Raw genomic sequence first — 19236 nt, 5'->3', positions numbered from 1 at the left:
TCAAATCAAGCCTTAGTTATATTACTTTTTTTCCTTTTCTAAGTATTGGACGAATCTTTCATTCGCGTCCCTCAGTGCGGTATTGACGTCTTTTCCCTGCTGCATTTCTGTGAGCGCTTTCTTAATTTCCGTTCGTCCTTGCCCATCGTAAGGGGTCGTGTAATGATTTTTACGAATTTTGGCACCGAACGCCGCATTGAAGTTTTTACCTTGAAGAGCCGGCAAATCACTGGCAAATATTTTTTTGTGTTCTTCTGTTTGTTTTAAGCTGGATAGCCTGCCGGAACGGACGACGATGTTCTGCACATCATCCGAAATAATGTGTCGCATCACTTGAAAAGCCGCCTGCTTGTTGCTGCTTTGTTTATTCAAGACCATGTAATGAGCATCCAGCTCACGTGCCGTTCCAAGACCTTCCTTGAAATTCGGCATCGTCACCATGTCCCAGTTCATCGGATGTCCGTCACTGTGAAGCTTTTGCAAATCGGATGTGATTCCTCCAACTATCATGGCTGTGTTTTGCTTATCCGTAAAGTTAGGTATCGAGCTGCCTCCGATACTATGTCCTGGGATGCTCGTAATCGTAAGAGCGGTCTCGAGGACCTTTTTCCATTCAGGAGTATCCAACTTGGCTTTACCTGTCTTAGTATCCACATAATCGAGCGATAAACCGAAGCCCATCTTATCGACTGTATCCGGATCAAGACCGCGGTATTGCACACCATCAACGGTTCGAGTCAGCTTCTTGTTTAATTCATGCGCTGCTTCCCAATCCATTCCATCCTTAGGATAGGGTACAGCCATCTTATCGAAGATGTCTTTATTGTAAAACAGCGCGACCCAGTTCATTACGTAAGGCAAGCCTATAATCTCGTTTTTGTCCGTGTACATTTTCAACGATTCCGTAATGGCAGGATCAAACTGGTTCATATCAATCCCTGCTCCTTTAGTAAAAGGAGTCAAGTCCTCTACCATCCCCAGTCCCTGCCAATTCATAACCGTCGTGCTGGCTGCCAGAATAATGTCCGGTACAATCCCAGCAGCCATTAAATCCTGAGGCATCATACCTTTCCCTTTGCGAATAAGCTCCAGTGTTACATTAGGATACTTAGAGGCAATAGGCTTGCTGAAAATTTTATCGAACTCTTCGTCCGTTAATGGAACGTCGAGATAGAAGCTAAGCTTCAAAGGTCCTGAAGGCATTTCATCCGCAGGCTTCGTATCCTGCACTTGACTGGTTTTTGGAGTCGAGCAGCCTGCCACCAGAAGCAATATAACAAGCATGGTGAGAAACCATGTTTTCTTTTTCACCGTAAGCCCCCCTATTTCTAAGTCAGTTTACATACGGTATTCGGAAACGCTGACCGGACCGATCAAGCCAGACGGCAGCATTACCTGATCTATTCGATTAGCTAGACTGTTAGTTACAGCTATTCGCAGTTCATTGTCACCGGGTTGAATGAACGACTCGATATTAAATGTATAAGGATGCCACATGCGCACTCCTGCGAACTGCCCATTGACCCATACTTCAGCCATTTCATGAGCTTCTCCCAAATCAAGCACTATCGGAGCAGCTTCCTGCGAGCCTTCGCTCTCAACAACAAAGTTGTTAGCATAATGGACCGTACCCGATAAGTGCTCCAATCCATCAATATCTGACCAACTGCCTAATCCTGTAATTAGGGCTGCAGCCTGTAGCTGCGATGCATCAACCATCCACCCGTCGGTAAGGGAACGAACCGTTTTGTCGAGGTCAGATCTTTCAGCGTTCACCGTGTTGCTCTCCTCATGCTGTTGAACGGAAGGATCGATGCTATAAACGATGCTTTGCCTTCTTTCTAATCGAACAGGAATGGTCGTCCTTCCGTTCGATGTATGAGCATCTGTGGTACCTATTGAACATTCCCATGGATCCCAACGCTCTGTCCGACCAGTTGTCTCAACCGTCATGGTTCCTTCATAGGCTTGTTCACCTTCGTGAACCACCACATAAAAATGATGCCCTTCTTTGACGACGTGACTCACTCGTAGATCTACACAAGGCGGATCCAAGATGACCGGACGTTGAATTACTTCGTCTAACGCAGATATCAGCTGCTCGGGAGCTGTAATCCGTGTCGTTGCCACCAAGTCCTGCTCCTGCTTATCCGTGTGAAGAACGATAACGATACCTCCGTCATCCCGGAATAATTGAAGTGCTTTCCTTGTCTCTTCCTCCCACAGACGCTCATTTTCTACCAATACAACGGAGTAAGCTTGATCCTTGATCTGAATACAACCGTTATCTATCTTACTCGCACTAACAAGTAGGCTTTCTTCCAAATAATTAAACTCTCTCTGATTCTCATAAAGAGGCTTTACCACTTGCCATGGCAGCCAATCCTCACGACATAACACCGCAATCGGCGTATTATTCACGCTGTCGGTCATCAGCCAACTCATTCTTTTCATATAATCGGAAAACAACCGATAATGAGGCCACCATATATTATTAGGACCCACATCTGGCGGGCGTTCATTAAATCTCCGCGGTCCGTCCACAGAATAATAGAATGCATGAGGACATAATAAATTGACTCCGCGAACCAGCAGCCAATCCATATACCATTTCATATCTCCGCCATTTAACGCCCATCCGCCGCCTGGGCTGCACACTCCTAGAAATTCGTTCAAATTTCTACGTCTACCCCTATGTCTTGCTGCATCGGATGAACATTTTGCCATCGTAGTGTGCCTGCCCTCCAAGGCCTTCCCGTCCTCTGGGGCAACCCAGCGCCAAACAACATCTTGCCCTGGAATTTGAAAATGCTCCAGCAGACCAATATCATCGCTTGCAGCAGGATGTCCGGTTAAGGAGATGCCATGCTCCGCGCACCAATCGCTCAGAGGCTTGTAGTAAGCATCAACCATCCGCTTGTTCACTGCCTTACGGTATGCTCTTCTTACATTTTCCGAGTTGTCCACCTCGAACCACAGCAAGGGTAAATCGGTTTCGTTGCAGCCCTCCTGGGTAAAGCAAGCCAGGAAGCCACCCGTCCATGCCTTTAAACCTTTCACATGTCGACGTCCAAGAATGTCCGGCTCATCTGTGAACATAGCCTGGATCGTATTGCCAAAATACGCCCCGACTCTCTCATAATACCTTTGATGCGTCAGCCGGATAAACTTTTGCGTAGCAAGAGGATTAAGCAGATCAGCCGCTGCTGGAGCGTTAGGCTCACCGTCGTCCTCGCCGAAATGAATCCCCCTAATCGTTCCTTTGGAAAAAGTCTCAATAAATAGCAGGATCGTTTCCCTGTCAGCAGGGGACTGTATCTTTCCATTCTTAGGCTCCACAATTACCGTTGCCCTGGGATTAATCGATTTATCATCTTTCTTACTTACCGCTTGGGCGGATATAAGAACATCCCCTGTTCCAAGTACATCTGAGAGATCGATCGGCTTGGAGCCGTCCAACTCCAGCATCTTCAATCCTCGGCTGGCAAAAGCAGGATCATTCTGTACTACCATTCCTTTAGCTGAGCCTGAAGGGTACATGGCCTCGTCATATAGAAATACAGTCATCCCTAACCGTTTAGCCTCTTTTACAGCTGTTTCCACAAGATCCATATACTTATCGGATAAATAAGGAATGGTTTCCGGTATTCCGATTCTAGGATGGATAACAAAGCCCATGACCCCTTTTTCCGCGAAACCGGCAATTTGGTTCACGATTTCCTCAGAGGTCAGAGCATCATTCCAGAACCAAAAAGGAACAGGAGTATATTCATCTGACGGCTCCAGAAATTGCTGCTGCAGCGATCGTGTCTCTTTCGCCTCGTTCATTGTTGCAGCCCCCTCTATGTTTGTCATTATTCCACCAATGAGACAACCGGCGGATGAATATAATCTTGGTATTTCTCTGCAACCTGGCTCGTTATGGTATCATCCGTATGGAAATAAATACGATGCTTGTAACGAATCGATTGCCCTTTCTGAAGCAGTTTACCACCTAAGAAATACAAATTGTTAGCCGCCAGAAGACCATAATCCCGCACATGCCAGTATGTCGGATAATCCACATTATCAGGATGATCGAATGCCGCAATACCGAGTGTCTTGCCGCCTACATTGCCGTAGTAGTCACACCATTGAGCGCGCTGACCCCAGCACTCCTTCTCGCCAACGGAACCAAAGGAATTGCGAATAACCCCTCCGTTATCTGCCTTCATTGATTCAGCCACCCTTATACCCAGTGGACCTGCTTCTTTCGTGGCTCCCAGCTCGACACGGCCGTTAGCAAGCAGAACAAAGTCAACGTCGATAAACCTTCCTTCAGCCGGCGTATTATAAAAGGTCATCGTCCGTGTCTCGGTCAGCTGCGGCTTCCCTCCAAATGAGCACCAATTTTGAGTAGAGGTAAGCTTTGCAAATACAGCACCTTCGGTTTTCTCTCCGAAACCGGTTAAAATTTGTTTCCCGTGCCGTTCCTTAGGCTCGTTCCACATATCGATATCGTTCACGTCTCCGATAGCAAGCCATAACGATCTGTGATGCGGATGCTCTTTTGTTTCAAAATCAAGTCGTGTAAAGCTTTCCCCGTAAGGACCCATAATCGGCCCGAGATAAGGCTTGGCGATATCAGGATTGAATACATAAGAGGTAAAAAGGCTATCTCCGATGACGATATCGATCTGATGCTCCTTTTCTTCCAATCGAACGCCTGACGCGGCTTGGTCTTGCGGACTTTTTCCCGAGTGGACAGTATAGGAAAGGTTTTCTCCTGCTGGTAAGCTTTCTACGATCCAGTGCAGAATAAGATCCCCATTGTCTTTCTCGCATTGTAGTGCAACCGGTTCACCATTTGGCCCCGACATGTGCAGCTCCGTTGTACCCTTCAAAATCTCAGCATCTCCGGGAATACGATAGGAAACAGGACAAAATTGACGGCTATGATGGCCTGATTTTACTAATAATGTAAATAAAGACATGTTATTCGCCTCTTCCGTGTAGTTGTGTTAACAAGCTTTTTACGTAGCCTAATGAATCTTCACTGCTTGTTGCTGCACTCTCCGTCATACATTCAGCGGATACGCGACCTTCATATCGACTGTCTCTAAGAAGCGAGAACAAGTTGGTTAGATCCACCCCTCCTTCGACATCCCCTATCGGGAAACTACGATCGAACTCGGCATAATGGACATGTGCGAGAAGCCTATCGTTAATCGCTCGTTTTACAATTTCCGGAGACTCTTGCTCCAAATACATATGATATGCGTCAGCTAGCACTCGAATATGGCGTAAATTCAGTTCCTGAGCTATATCCAGCGCTTCCTCCACTTTATTGATCACGTTGCTTTCCTTGCTGTTCAGCGGTTCAATGGCAACGACAAGCTCGTACTGAGCAGCGTAGCGGTCACACATGATTAAGAACTTTTTAAGCTGTTCTATTCCCTGCTCCATGGCAAAGCCTTCCGGTACGGTTCGAGCCGCACCGCTTCCAAAAATAATCAGTTCACCGCCAACCGCATGAATTCGTTTCATTACATGTTCAACATACTGCTCTACCGCAAGCTGTTGAACTTCAGGCCCCGTCAATTTCAACGTGGGAGGGATAAAGCTGTTAAACACAGGGATGACGATACCTGCATTTTTCAGCTTTTGAAGGAGCCTTTCATATTCATCTTCCGTTAATTGAGCCAGCGACCCTACCGTCAGCTCTGCATAATCATAGCCTGCATGAAGCAAACCGCACACTCCATCAAACAGTAGATCGACAGGATCTTCCCTGGTCTCCTTCTGATTCTCGCTCTGCGGCATGAAAGAACCTGCCGTCAAGCAACATCCGATGGCTGGAAGTGAATAGGAACGTTCTTGCAATCCGCTCATACTCTGCTCAGCTCCTGAACATAGGGCATGAACACTTCTTGGCCCGTTCTTGCTGATTCATAAATCGCTTGCACTATTTCAACGGATGCCCTGCCTTCCTTGCCCTCAATCATAGGCGGACGGCCAGCTATAACGGCATGGATCATATCCTGTACTTGGCCTGCATGACCTGTCTTCGGCAGCGCCCCAGAATCGGAAGCAGCTTTAGAAGAAGCCCCTGCGCCATACGTTTCCAACACATGAGCTTCGCCAGTGAACTGTTCGTCGTCATCGGCCATTTTAAACAGCTCGATTTTGTTACCCTTGGAATATATTGAACCTGACGCACCGTGAATTTGAACGGAAACCTCCAGACCCGGATATGCGCAGGTAGTGCCAATCAGCGTCCCGATCGCTCCGCTCTCGAACGTAATGACAGCTACGGCAGTATCCTCGGTTTCAATTGGATGATTGTATGTGCCCATTTTTGCAAAAACGCTTCGAACTGGACCCATAAACCACTGCATAAGATCAACCGTATGAATTGTTTGGTTCATGATCGCACCGCCGCCATCCATAGCCCAAGTACCGCGCCACCCACCGTTTTTGGCATAGTATTTGTCATCACGGTACCACTTTAAGTGGAAATTACTTGTGATCATCTTGCCCATTCTTCCGCTATCAATCGTTTGCTTGATCAACTGATTCGCTGGAGCAAGTCGATTTTGGAACACACATCCTAGAAACCGTTCTTCTTCAGCGGCAACCCGGTTCATTTCATCGATTCGTGCAACGCTAATCTCAAGAGGCTTCTCGGTCAAAACATGCTTACCAGCCCTCAGTGCCATCACCGTATGCTCCTTATGCCAGCCGCTCGGCGTACAAATGCTGATTGCGTCGATATCCTCGCGCTTCAAAAGCTCTTCATAGCTCGTATATCGGTTAGCCGGATCAATTCCATATTCATCACCGAGCTTGTTCAATACTGTTTCATTCATATCGCAAATCGCTACAAACTTGCACCCTTCTGCTTTGACCGCGCTGGCTAAATGACTTTTGCCAACCCCCAGACCGAATACTGCATATCCAATTTGTTTGGAAGACATTGTGCGTTCACTCCTTTTCCATTTTATACCACCAATGCGATGCATCCGCGGTTTATATTGCCTTTATTGATCAATCGTTTTCTGATTTGCACGGAATAGCTTGGTTACCGCCAAACGGAGGACGATCGGTATGACGCAAAATCCGATTAAAAGAGTCCCCCCAAAACCGGCATTTCCATAAATCGAAGAGAACAATAATCCTGCCGCGATCCATACGACTAAAAGAAGGACGAACAACCCGCTTAGCAGCACTACTTTTTTGGCCATGCCGCTTCCTCCTCAACTTTTTATTTCTTTGCCGCCTCTATCGCTTTATCAGCTTCTTCTTTTGCTTTACGCAAAGCTGTGTTCACATCCATTTTATTTAGCGCTAATTCGGACAGCTTATCCGTAAGCGCCTTTTCTGCCGCTTTGTCATACTCCGTCTTAGCCGAAATCGGCGCTGGCTTGTTAAAGTAAGCTGCCGCAAGATTCTTATTCTTGTTGAGACTGCTCTGACCGAATGCTTTACGGATCTCAGGGTTCGTCAATACCGTCATGCCGCCTCTTTTGGACAACTCAAGCTGATATTCATCAGAAACCAGGTAGCTCAGCACTTCATAAGCCTGATCTTTATTTTGGGAAAAGGAAGGTATGGCCCAGTAGACCGGATATTGCTGGCTCCCTACTCCAGGCTGATCCTTATAGGTAGGATACGCCGCCAAATCCCAATTGAAAGAAAGCGTCTCCGGACTTACGACCTGCCAATCCGAGAATATGCCAAAGATGGCCAGATCCTGTGTCTTCAACCACTCGCTAGAGTAAGGCAGCTTACTGCTAAGATCCTCCATCTTGGACTGATACAGAGAATCTGCGGCAGGTGCAAGAATCGGCTGAAGCAGCTGCTTCCATTTTTCATTGTCGTAAGTGGATTTTCCCGTAGCCGGATCAACAAAAGGGATTGAGTAGTTATTCATTCTCGTACTGTGGCTGGGCGATATGGCCAAACCTACGTATTTCTTCCCACCATCGGTTCGGTTAAGCTTGTTTGCAACCTCGTAGAGTTCTTCCCAGCTCATTCCGTCTTTCAAATAAGGAACGCCGAATTTATCGAAAATATCTTTGTTGTAATAAAGCGACAGCGTATTCGTCGTTACCGGCAGGCCCCATATTTGTCCGTTCCCATTTTGCTTTAAGGCATCGATAAGTGTGGGATCAAACCGGTTAAGATCGAGATTGCTCTTCTTAATCCGATCCGTTAAATCAAGAGTCGCTTTATTTCTTGGAAGAGTCGAGAAGAAGGTACCTATGGATTCATAGTATAGATCCACATTAATGCCAGCCGTAATCAAACTTTCCAGACTCGCAGCACCTGCTCCATCTTTGGGGCTCAAATATTTTATGGTCACATTAGGAAATTTCTTTTTGATATAGCTGCCAAAATTTTTCTCGAATTCATCGTTGTTGGTGCCACCGGCTGAATAAATGCTTAGCTCGACTGGCTGGGTACTAGTAGCTGTCGTATTCTTATCTGTTTGCTGGTTTATCGCTGTCTCTTTAGCACAGCCTGTGACCGCGGAAGCTGCCAGTATGACTGCAATCATTAATGAAATATTTTTGGCGATCAAGATGTATCCCCCTTTTTAAGACGAAAACCCTTTGAAAATAAGGTATTTGAGCCAAATGTTAACCTAGTCTACATCCATGGATGTAATCCTTCCCAACGAACAGTCCAGCTTCCATCGGAAGGAAAGCCCGGAGCGTGTCGGTCAGGTCCTCCCTGCCAGCCGCAGGCCATCATCGCAACAGCAGTCAGCAGGCCGCCATTGCCAGGTAAATACGCATACAAGCCAGGGCGCTGGTAGTTATGTCCGTTCGGTAAATAAGTGTTCTTCGTAACTTCTTTCAACAGCAGGTCGACAGCCCACTCTCCTTCTCCGAGCCGCGCCGCGGTCATCGCTGCCATCGGATAGTCCCAGCCCCACGTGCGTTCCCAGCTCCAGCTTTCCATCACTCGATGAAGCGTATTGCGCATAATGCTTGGATCCACCATTTTACCCGGCAGCATTCCCAGAGCACCCAGCATGGACGGATGGTCAATGTTGGCTTCTGTGTACGTGTTAGGGCAATTTTCATGAGCGAGGTATACGCCATCAGCTTCGGGAAGCTCAGATAACTGTTCACTCACCTCAAGCCATTTCGGATTCACCTGCTTACCAAGCCTTCTTGCCCATTCCATTGCGACTTCCAATCCATGGCGCCAATATTCCAGCTCATAAGTTGGATTCCAGGTATTCTCGGCCTTATGATTCTCTTGTGCTGGAATAACGGGCGGGCCCAGAACATAACGACGACGCTCTTCGTCCCATTCGGCGAACGAGGCCATGAATTCGGCAGATTCCAACACAACATCTCCGTATCGTGCCAGCGTCTCTTTCGTAGGTTCCGCCAAGTAGCACAGCTCTGCCATGACAATCGGATGCGGCTGCTGCCAAATGAGCAGCGGCGCAATGACCGATGGACTCTGAGTTCCTTCTGCCGCCACCATTTTAGGCCAACGAGCTCCTTGATAGCCTTGAGATTGAGCCAATTCTCGTGCTACAGGTAGAATCTCTCTGTACCAGCCCATACTGCGTTCCAGCAGCTGCGCTCTACCCCAAAGAGGAAAATGAAACGCATGCCACCAATGCATTTCCAGGTGCAGCTTTCCAAACCAGCTGTTATACAACAGCCCTGTTTCCTGTGGAGGGACAGATCCAGCACTATGGATCGCGGTGTTGAATTGCGAGAGCACGATGCGCCTCTCCAGCTCTAATGCACGAGAATCTTTGCTCTCTGCAAGCTCAATAGCACCCCCGCTTAACCAAAACGATTCCCAATGAACACGACTTGCCTCCATCATCTCTTGAGTCGTTGCAAGCGCTCTCACTTCGGTCAGCGGTAAAAACTGCGCAGTGAATTCCAGTCTTTCAGACGTACCATTTCCATTCAATATAAATTCATGCAAGCCTGTTTGCTTCAAAGTCCCTTGCGACCAGCTTAAAGAGACATTGTACCCATCTTCATCCATCGTACGTTCAATAAGCGCGCTCGTTGGCGTTTGTTGAAACCATTTCGTAGTATGACTGTCCGTCTCTCCCCAATAAAGGTCTATTGAACGATCCCAGCTTCGAGAAGTCATTCCTGGAGCCGGAAACCGAAATTGAATACCTATTCGCACTTCCGTTAGGAGCTGGCTTTCCACAGTTACTCCAAAGCTATCCTGCTCAGGGTGGCAAAAGGTGTGCACAAGTACAGGTTGATTATCCACACGAAAGCGGCTGATTAATGTCCCGCTCCAAAGATCGAGAGTTTGCTCTATATCGGTAAACGCATCCGGCGTCAGCAGTTCTCCAGATGCAGACATGAAAGTAAAACCAAATTGACCTAGCTGAAGCCTGTGAGGATTTTGCCTTAGCCAGTGGTAGGCTTCTTCCTTATCTTCAGCACGAATCGGGTAACCGCCAAGCTGACGTTCTTCATCACGGTACTGCATCCGAACATCATCCAAATTCCATACATTTCTACCACCTGTGCTATGCCACGCCCACTGTGACTGGGTCCCCAATGGAATCGTGTATTGATCCGGAAAAGTTTGCATCCCTGTGAAATCCGCAGTAAAAGCAAACTCACCGTTCCCTACGGAAAGTGGAGATAATGCATTGATTTCTCTAATAACCGGATTATGCCGGGTGACTAAAGCCTTTCTGTTAATCTTCAAGCTGATGTGCCCCCTTTTAAGGAAAAAAAGAATCTTCTAAAATCATATACCAGTCTGATGACCTGACACATGGGGGGGTTACACGAAATTTATAGGGGTTACACCTCTTTTTTGCTAAATAACCATCTAATCGAACTATAAATATGGGTTGATTACATCATGAACCGAAGCTTATAATCATATGGAAGATTGTTAATTGTTTCCGGAGGTGTATTATGAATCCAATGGCTACAGAGGTATTCAGAGCGGATCAGCGATTTCGTCCGGGTATGAATATTTTCGTCAATCGAGCTTTTGAAGCGTTCAGTATTCCTCAGCATACGCATGATGCCATAGAAATCAGCTATGTTACCGAAGGGATCGGTTACCAATTTATTAACAATACCGTAGTTCCGGTTAAGCGAGGGGATATTTACCTGCTTCCCATGGGTACTTCCCATGTATACCGGCCTCCTTCTCCGGACAAAGTCCGTACTTTGTCCATTCTTAACTGTGTGTTCCGGCCTGAACTCCTTCAGGGTTCACTTTTTCCTCCAGTAGGCTCAGAACTTCACAACGCATTGTTCCATTCTCAAAATATGAGGCAGCCTTGGTTTCATCATTATGATAAGGATAGTAAGTATGGAGAATTGTTTCATAATCTTTTGTCGGAATATCGCTTAAAGCTGCCTGGCTACGAGATTATAGTACAATCTATCTTGACTCAAATTCTTGCTATGCTTCATCGGGAGACCTTGTCTTCCACCGCACCTGAAACGATGAATCTGAAAATTCAGGATGCCCTCCAGTTTATTAAGCAGCACTTTCATGAGGATATCAATCTGAAACAGGTTGCCGAGCATGCTTTTCTAAGTGTAAGTCATTTGCAGCGGCTCTTTAAACAAGCGACAGGAACCTCCTTCACCTCCTATGTACAGCATTTACGAGTTCAAAAATGCTGCGAGCTGCTGAAAGCTACCTCAATGACCGTACAGCAAATCGCTGGTGCCGTCGGTTATCATGACATGAAGTTTTTTCATACACTGTTCCGCCAAAGAACGGGAATGACTCCGCAGGAATACCGAAGGAATGATTATGTGCTTCCTAATCTAGTGGACAAGTGCTTTCCGGCACTGGATGAAAACGCACACAATTTAAGCTTGCCTACAGGACATTTTAGATAAATAAGAAATAGGAATATAATAAGAAAAAGCATGGTATGTGAGCAGCTGCTCGCAAACCATGCTTTTCTTATTCAATGGTTAAGCTTGGGGATTTCCCTTCGCCAATAAATCCTGTACAACAACACTGACCGCGATAAGCCCTGCAACCGGTGGGACGAACGCATTGCTCGCCGGAGGCTGCTGTGCCTTACGGATTTCGGGTGCGTTCTCTGGTACGATTCGTTGAGTAACTTCCTCCCGAGGCTTGATCGGTTCTTCCGTGGAGAACACGACCTTCACGCCTTTTTTGATTCCTTCTTTCCGAAGCTTGTGACGGATGACTCGGGCTAGAGGATCCATCGACGTTTTGGAAATGTCCGCGACCTGAAACTTCGTCGGGTCCATTTTATTAGCGGCGCCCATACTCGAAATGATCGGAATTTTGCGCTGCAAGCATTGCTTGATCAAATGGATCTTATAGCTGATCGTATCCGATGCATCGATGACATAATCAAGTGGATATTCGAATAGCTGCTCATACGTTTCTTCCGTATAAAACATTCGCAAGGAAACGACGTCACACTCCGGATTGATTTGCAGGATACGATCTCTCATCAAATCGGATTTAGGTTGACCCACCGTTGATAAGAGTGCGTGAACCTGACGATTAATATTCGTTATATCGACAACGTCCTTATCAATCAGTATGAGCCTGCCAACGCCGGTACGGGCCAGCGCTTCAGCGGCAATGGAGCCTACGCCGCCGATGCCGAGGACGGCTACACAGCTGTTACGCATAATGTCCAGTCCTTCAGGACCGATGGCGAGCTCTGTTCTCGAAAACTGGTGCAGCATAGGGCCGCCCTCCTTATACATTACAATATCATGAACAGGCGAAGAGCCGGTGATTCCCCGGCTGCTTCACTTGTGTATCTATTTATTTGGAAGCCGGCTGCTTCATTGCCACACGGATAGACAATTGTTCCAGCTGCTTGTCGTCTACTGTTCCCGGTGCATCAGTCAACAAGTCGGTTGCGCTCGCTGTTTTCGGGAAAGCAATCGTTTCACGAAGGTTCGTACGGCCAGCGATCAACATCACCAGACGGTCAAAACCAAAAGCAATACCGCCGTGTGGAGGCGTTCCGTATTCGAATGCTTCAAGCAAGAAGCCGAATTTCTCTTGAGCTTCTTCTTTGGAGAAGCCAAGTGCTTGGAACATTTGCTCTTGAACTTCGCGTTTGTAAATCCGCATCGAACCGCCGCCTACTTCATAGCCATTCAGAACAAGGTCATACGCTTGAGCACGAATTTGGCCAGGATCACTGTTGAAGTAGTGTACATCTTCTTCCTTCGGACGAGTGAACGGATGATGCTCTGCCACATAACGCTTAGCTTCATCGTCGTAGCTGAGCAGTGGGAAATCAACAACCCATGCGAATTTGAACTTGCTCTCGTCGATCAATCCAAGATCGCGTCCAATTTTCAATCGAAGGTTACCCAACACATCGGCTACAACCTTCTTCGTGTCGGCGGAGAACAATAGCAAGTCGCCTTCTTCAGCTCCCAAACGCTCTTTCAATGCTGCAAGTTCTTCTTCGGAGAAGAACTTCACGATAGGTCCCTTCATTTCGCCGTCTTTCAAGACAACCCAAGCCAAACCTTTCGCTCCATAACGGGAAGCAAACGTTCCAAGATCGTCGATTTCCTTACGGCTCCAGCTTCCGCAGCCTTTTGCATTCAATGCTTTAACTTGACCGCCTTTTTCTACAACGGATGCGAATACTTTCACGCCGGAAGTGGATACGATATCCGATACGTCCTGAAGCTCCAGACCGAAACGCAGATCCGGCTTGTCGGAACCGTACTTGCCCATAGCATCTGCATAGCTGATGCGTTGGAACGGACGCTCAATCTCCACATTTGCCGTTTGGCTCATCAAGCGTACAACGAGTTCTTCCATCATATCCAGCAATTGATCCTGGGACAAGAAAGAAGTCTCAATGTCCACTTGGGTAAATTCCGGTTGACGGTCTGCGCGCAGATCTTCGTCACGGAAGCAGCGGGCGATTTGATAGTAGCGCTCCAAGCCGCTGACCATCAGCAACTGTTTGAAAATTTGCGGCGATTGCGGAAGAGCGAAGAATTCTCCCGGATGCACACGGCTTGGTACCAAGTAATCACGCGCACCTTCCGGTGTGCTCTTGGTCAAAATTGGAGTTTCTACTTCCAAGAAGCCGTTCTCGTCCAAGTAATCGCGGAATACTTTGGCTGCTTTGGAACGAAGCATTAACGTGCGCTGCATTTCCGGACGGCGCAGATCCAGGTAGCGGTATTTCAAACGCAAGGATTCATCGATTTCAATTCCGTCTTCGATAAAGAACGGAGGATTTTTCGCAGGGTTCATAATTTCAATTTCCGTCACTTGAATCTCGATTTCGCCTGTTGCCAGGTTCGGATTCACAGTAGCGGCGTCGCGCTCTACGACTTTACCGGTAACTGCAAGAACGAACTCATTACGGGCACGATCTGCAATGTTCAATGCTTCACCTGAGAAGTCCGGGTTAAATACGATTTGTACGAGACCACTGCGGTCACGCAAATCGATAAACAATACGCCCCCAAGGTCACGTCTACGCTGTACCCAGCCGTTTAGAACGACGGATTCTCCGACGTTCGCTTTCGTTAAAGATCCACAATGGTGTGTTTTTAACATCATGATTTCATCTACCTCCAGAGTTGAATATAAATAGTTGAATTTATTGTTCGTTAAGCTTACGCATTTCGGCAGCAAAGGAATCTAGCTTCAACGTCTTCTGTTCGCCGTTCTCCATCGTCTTCACCGTTATTTCGCCGCGTGCCAGCTCATCGTCACCAAGAATAGCTACATAATGGGCTTGGTATCGGTCAGCGGATTTCATCTGCGCTTTAATCTTGCGGCCCAAGTAATCCTTCTCGGCTCTTAAGCCTTCCAGTCGCAACTGATACAGCAAGCTCGGAAGCTCTTGCTCAGCTGCTTCTCCAAGACCTACCAAGTATACATCCAACGGCTTAGCTGTCGGGATTTCGACTCCTTGCGCTTGCAAGATTAGCAAGGTCCGCTCCAACCCAAGTCCAAGACCGACGCCCGGCTGATCGTTACCGCCGATTTGACCTACAAGTCCGTTGTAACGGCCGCCGCCGCCGATAGTATCGATGGCTCCGATTCCAGCAGCCTTGTATTCGAACGCAGTATGGGTGTAGTAATCCAAACCACGCACTAGACGAGGGTTGATGCGGAACGGGATGTTCATTTCCGTGAGATATTTCTGCACTGACTGGAAATGGACGCTGCACTCTTCATCCAAATGCTCCAGAATAGTCGGCGCTCCCTCGCAATATTTTTGATCGATTTTACAATCAAGAATCCGCATCGGGTTGCGGTCGTAACGAGACTGGCAATCTTTACACAGTTTATCTTTGACCGGTGCAAAGAACTGCTGAATCGTATCCCTGTAAGCAGCCCGGACAGCAGGATTGCCGACAGAGTTAATCTCCACGGTCACATCCTTGATACCAACCTCGCTGTAAAATGTGTAGCCCAGGGCGATGACTTCTGCATCGATGCTTGGATCCACAGAACCGAATGCTTCAATGCCGAATTGGTGCAGCTGACGGTAGCGGCCTGCCTGCGGCTGCTCATAGCGGAACATCGGTCCGATGTAGTAAAGCTTGCTTACGTCTGGTTCTCCATACAGCTTGTTTTCCACATAAGCTCTTACGACTCCAGCAGTCCCTTCAGGGCGTAAGGAAATGCTCCGGTCCCCTTTGTCCAAGAAGGTGTACATCTCCTTCTCGACAATATCCGTCGTCTCCCCTACTCCACGTTGAAACAGCTCGGTATGCTCAAAGATCGGAGTGCGGATTTCACGGTAATTAAATCGCTGACAGAGCTCTCTGGCTTTTGCTTCGATATACTGCCATTTCTCTACTTCTCCGGGAAGCAAATCTTGAGTTCCTTTTGGTTTTTGAATGCTCACTATAACGCCACTCCTTTCATAAAATTCATCCTTAATGATCAATAACGGTATGGGATCCATGAAAAACCAAAAAATCCCCCGCCCCTGACGTTCATGTCAGGGACGAGAGATTCGTAATTCAAATCATCCCGCGGTACCACCCACGTTTCGAATCTGCAATCTATGCTCTGCTGTTACGCAAAAGCAAATGCAAATTCACACTCAAGCGGTTAACGCCCGCGTTACGCACTACAGCTACTGCCTCGGCTTTACAGCCGCTGGTTCCCCGTGTGTCCTCCGGGAGGTCTTTTCGTCCGGTTTGCATAAGGAAGCTTGCAGCCAATGGCTTCCCTCTCTGGTTATGCTGCGCTCGAAGTACTTTGTCCCATCAACGGATCATGATCTTCATTCTTTGCATAATTGTAATATTGAAATTTGGCAAAGTCAAGCAAAAAGCATGTAAATAGAGTGTAATTCCGCTATAACTGTCATTATTTTGCCGCGTTCAGCTGTTTATATGCGTCATGGATCAACATATAAGTGTCTCCATTGGTCAATTCCTGCTTTTTGCTGATGCCGTCCACCGTCTGCTTAGTCAAGTAACCTTTCGACTGAAGCACACTGATTGCATCCCCTTTGGAAATATCAAGCTTCAGCAATGAAGCGATCATGCCTGCAGCGATATCTAAGGACAACGGCTGTTTTTGCGGCTCCTTCTCATTAGGAATGACCGCAGCTGGGTTGCCCGTCAATACCGCAGGCTTGAATTTGCGTATCCCATTCAGCATATTGATCATCCGCTGCTGGTTCGATGCGCTATCAAGACTGAATTCATTTTTGTAACCGCCTGTAGCTAATCCAAGGCTGATAGCTGTCTTCAACCCTTCATACGATTTATTCTCCATGAAAGGCGCCGGTTTCAGCGAATAAGGCTTCAAATCCATTCCTTGCTTATTCAACATATCTTGAAGCTTCGCGATTGTTTCTTTCGAAGCAGACATTTGACGGAATGTCATGTTCTGATCAATTGCAATTTTAGCTGCTGCTCCCGCCGCTTCCCCTTCAGCCATTCCTACAGGGATTACCCGAGCGCTGCCATGCGGAAGCGTGTCGTAGCTTGCTGCTCTGCCGACAACCAGAAGTCCGTCAACCTTAAGCGGAACGATGCTGCGGAACGGAATGGCGTATTTATCTGGATCAATAACAACCGCGCCGTTGTCCGTAGGACTTGTCCGTTGAATATCAACCGGGTAGCCGCCGAAAGCAATGCGATCCCACTGATCGCGGTTCTCCAGCAGATCAATGATGGACAATCTGTATTCGCCCACCATATGGCGGGATTCACGAACGTACAGCTCAGGTGCGATACCATCCAGCTCAACCCCTTCGAAATCCGGGTAGCTTTTCTTCAGATAAGCAAGCACATGAGGGAGCTCGTCCTTCGCAATTTGCTGAGCTTCCTGCTTGGATTTCGGATCAAACGGGTCCACTCCGAAAATTTGCAGCGCATTGACAAGCATTGTATTATCGTTCTGGCGTCCGCCATTGAGACCGCGCATTCTTACGCGTTCCTTGTTCACAGCAGGATAATCCTGCATTTTGTCAAAGCCCCAAAGGCTCATCTCATTAATGCCGTACTTAAGCTGACCTTTATCCTCAGCAAGAATCGTCTTGCCGAATTGCTTCCAACGTTCAGGCGTAATGTTAGTAAGTCTGAATACCGCGGTGACAGCCATGCGGCTCTTCACATCGGCCAGATCCTCTCTTCCGTGCGTAAAGGCTACGCCGGCCAAATCTCCAATATCTCCATCCTGTGTTGCATCGATAACCGCTTTAGCTTGGATAGATTGTTTCAAACCGTCCGCTTTTGTTACCGTTATACCGGTCACTGTGGTTTTATCTGTCGTCTTGGCGATCGACGGTTCGATAGATTTGGTTTTCATGAGCAAATCGATATTTTTCTCTTTTAGGACCATGGAATAAAAAGCGTTGGCTGCCGTCGTAATATCGAAGGAATCCCCCTCAATTTGGCCGTACCACTCGCTGAAAATCCCTTTGTTCATAATATCATGCTTACCTAGCATCCCTTTGGCAGGATCATAGTTCATATCGATACTGTTCAACCAGCCTTCAGTCATTAGGCCGCCCAGTATCGTACGATCCTTTCCATCGACCAATAATGTCTTCATTCCATTGCGAGCTGCCGATACTGCCGCCGCAACGCCTTCCGGGTCTGTACCGACGACGATGACATCGTAGCTATTTTTAATATCCTTGCTCGATTTCACTTCCATCAGCGCTTTCGATGCAGTTTTACCGCCTGATGAACCTTCCTTCTTGACTGCATACCAATAAGCCGCCGCTCCTACGGCAGCCACCAACACAAGAGCTATGACCGCAAGCAGCCAACCCTTAGCATTGCCGGTAGAATAACCTGCTCTCCCCATTACACACCTCGTTGACGTATTTTATTGCTTTCCTGAGAACAAAAAGGAACAATTCCCCAAACTTTATATACGGTGAAAGGCTCCGAATGTTTCAGTTGCCTTGTAAAATTCATTTACAAGGTTTGACTGTGTCCAAACAAAACTAGACTTAGTGTACCACACCGTCTGCTCTCAGGAAAAGAAATAGGCCCCCGGTCTTTGCATTCTCCCGAGGGCCTTTCGATTTTTATCGGAATGTCTGACGAGTCTGTCTTTTTAACTGCTCGCTCACGGAAGAATAACCTGCCGACAGTTCGTTATCGCACAGTGCCGCGGCGACCATCCCTAACGATTCGTCCATACTGCAAAAGAGCAGTTGCTGCTCCGGTTGAACGACTGCTTTTTCTTTGCCGGATTGGTGCATGAGAATGTTATCTCCTTGTATGAGTATACCCTTATTTTGTCCAAATAGGAGTAAACCTAACCATGGAAATACGGTTTTCAGAGGCATCGTACAGCTTTCATTGAAATAATTTTTACTTACTTTCTATTATCAGTGTAACAGGGCCGTCGTTGACAAGCGAAACATCCATCATTGCTCCGAATGTGCCTGTTTCCACCTTCAAGCCTTGTTCACGAAGAAGCTCGTTAAACCGATCATAAAGCGGCTTAGCCTGCTCCGGCCGGGCAGCTGCCATGAAATTCGGACGTTTGCCTTTGCGGGTGTCACCATAAAGTGTGAATTGGGATACCGACAAAATTTGCCCGCCCACATCAAGCACGGAATGGTTCATTTTGCCTGATTCATCTTCAAAGATACGCAGACCAGCGATTTTATCCGCTGTGAATTTGGCATCCTGCTCTGTATCTTCATGGGTTATACCTACTAATAGCACGAGCCCGTGTTCGATGGACCCAACAACATTTCCATCTACCGTTACTTGGGCTTGTTTACTTCGCTGAACGACAACTCTCATT

16 protein-coding genes are annotated in these 19236 nt (G+C 47.4%); 1 reads left to right on the top strand and 15 read right to left on the bottom strand.

Going from position 1 to position 19236, the window contains the following annotated elements:
• Positions 1-21: 21 nt before the first annotated feature.
• From BP97_RS0114790 to BP97_RS0114755, 8 genes are all read right to left on the bottom strand, one after another.
• Entirely contained in the window at positions 22-1311 is a 1290-nt protein-coding gene (locus tag BP97_RS0114790; RefSeq protein ID WP_028549798.1) for an ABC transporter substrate-binding protein, read from the bottom strand.
• Between the two features lie 27 nt (positions 1312-1338).
• Complete coding sequence (locus BP97_RS0114785) at positions 1339-3828, bottom strand: glycosylhydrolase-like jelly roll fold domain-containing protein (RefSeq protein WP_036745897.1); 2490 nt, start codon at positions 3826-3828, stop codon at positions 1339-1341.
• A gap of 26 nt (positions 3829-3854) precedes the next feature.
• Positions 3855-4973 (bottom strand): DUF6807 domain-containing protein, encoded by a 1119-nt coding sequence (locus BP97_RS0114780; protein WP_028549796.1) that lies wholly within the window; start codon positions 4971-4973, stop codon positions 3855-3857.
• 1 nt (position 4974) lies between these two features.
• Positions 4975-5871, bottom strand: coding sequence for a sugar phosphate isomerase/epimerase family protein (locus tag BP97_RS0114775; protein ID WP_028549795.1), 897 nt, complete (start codon positions 5869-5871; stop codon positions 4975-4977).
• The gene (locus tag BP97_RS0114770; protein WP_028549794.1) at positions 5868-6956 is read right to left on the bottom strand and encodes a Gfo/Idh/MocA family protein; all 1089 of its coding nucleotides are present in this window, start codon (positions 6954-6956) and stop codon (positions 5868-5870) included. The genes BP97_RS0114775 and BP97_RS0114770 overlap by 4 nt, the downstream gene beginning before the upstream one ends.
• A 63-nt stretch (positions 6957-7019) precedes the next feature.
• The gene (locus BP97_RS0114765) at positions 7020-7223 is read right to left on the bottom strand and encodes a hypothetical protein (RefSeq protein WP_028549793.1); all 204 of its coding nucleotides are present in this window, start codon (positions 7221-7223) and stop codon (positions 7020-7022) included.
• A 20-nt stretch (positions 7224-7243) separates the two neighbouring features.
• Entirely contained in the window at positions 7244-8563 is a 1320-nt protein-coding gene (locus BP97_RS0114760; RefSeq protein ID WP_028549792.1) for an ABC transporter substrate-binding protein, read from the bottom strand.
• Positions 8564-8631: 68 nt separating this feature from the next.
• A complete protein-coding gene (locus BP97_RS0114755; RefSeq protein ID WP_036745895.1) occupies positions 8632-10695 on the bottom strand; it encodes a glycoside hydrolase family 65 protein in 2064 nt (687 codons plus the stop codon).
• A 215-nt stretch (positions 10696-10910) separates the two neighbouring features.
• Between BP97_RS0114755 and BP97_RS36355 the strand changes: the two genes are divergently transcribed.
• Positions 10911-11858 carry an AraC family transcriptional regulator gene (locus BP97_RS36355; RefSeq protein WP_051620597.1) on the top strand — a complete coding sequence of 316 codons (948 nt, stop codon included), beginning with the start codon at positions 10911-10913 and terminating at the stop codon, positions 11856-11858.
• Positions 11859-11936: 78 nt separating this feature from the next.
• Here BP97_RS36355 and BP97_RS0114745 read toward each other — a convergent pair whose 3' ends face one another.
• From BP97_RS0114745 to dtd, 7 genes are all read right to left on the bottom strand, one after another.
• Positions 11937-12692, bottom strand: a complete 756-nt coding sequence (locus BP97_RS0114745; RefSeq protein WP_028549790.1) for a tRNA threonylcarbamoyladenosine dehydratase — start codon at positions 12690-12692, stop codon at positions 11937-11939.
• 82 nt (positions 12693-12774) lie between these two features.
• Positions 12775-14550, bottom strand: a complete 1776-nt coding sequence (gene aspS, locus BP97_RS0114740; RefSeq protein ID WP_028549789.1) for an aspartate--tRNA ligase — start codon at positions 14548-14550, stop codon at positions 12775-12777.
• 43 nt (positions 14551-14593) lie between these two features.
• Positions 14594-15853, bottom strand: coding sequence for a histidine--tRNA ligase (gene hisS, locus BP97_RS0114735; RefSeq protein WP_028549788.1), 1260 nt, complete (start codon positions 15851-15853; stop codon positions 14594-14596).
• A gap of 160 nt (positions 15854-16013) precedes the next feature.
• A complete protein-coding gene (locus BP97_RS40200) occupies positions 16014-16175 on the bottom strand; it encodes a hypothetical protein (protein ID WP_156043220.1) in 162 nt (53 codons plus the stop codon).
• A 148-nt stretch (positions 16176-16323) separates the two neighbouring features.
• Positions 16324-18279 (bottom strand): FAD-dependent oxidoreductase, encoded by a 1956-nt coding sequence (locus BP97_RS0114725; RefSeq protein ID WP_028549787.1) that lies wholly within the window; start codon positions 18277-18279, stop codon positions 16324-16326.
• Positions 18280-18505: 226 nt separating this feature from the next.
• Positions 18506-18682, bottom strand: a complete 177-nt coding sequence (locus BP97_RS40195; protein ID WP_156043219.1) for a hypothetical protein — start codon at positions 18680-18682, stop codon at positions 18506-18508.
• Between the two features lie 112 nt (positions 18683-18794).
• Positions 18795-19235: a D-aminoacyl-tRNA deacylase gene (gene dtd / locus BP97_RS0114715; RefSeq protein WP_028549786.1), complete on the bottom strand. Its 441-nt coding sequence runs from the start codon at positions 19233-19235 to the stop codon at positions 18795-18797.
• Position 19236 lies beyond the last annotated feature (1 nt).

It is taken from the genome of Paenibacillus sp. UNC451MF, assembly GCF_000686845.1.
Lineage (GTDB): Bacteria > Bacillota > Bacilli > Paenibacillales > NBRC-103111 > Paenibacillus_S.
Note: the sequence above shows the minus strand (reverse complement) of the source record. Positions and strands in the feature narration are given on the sequence as shown.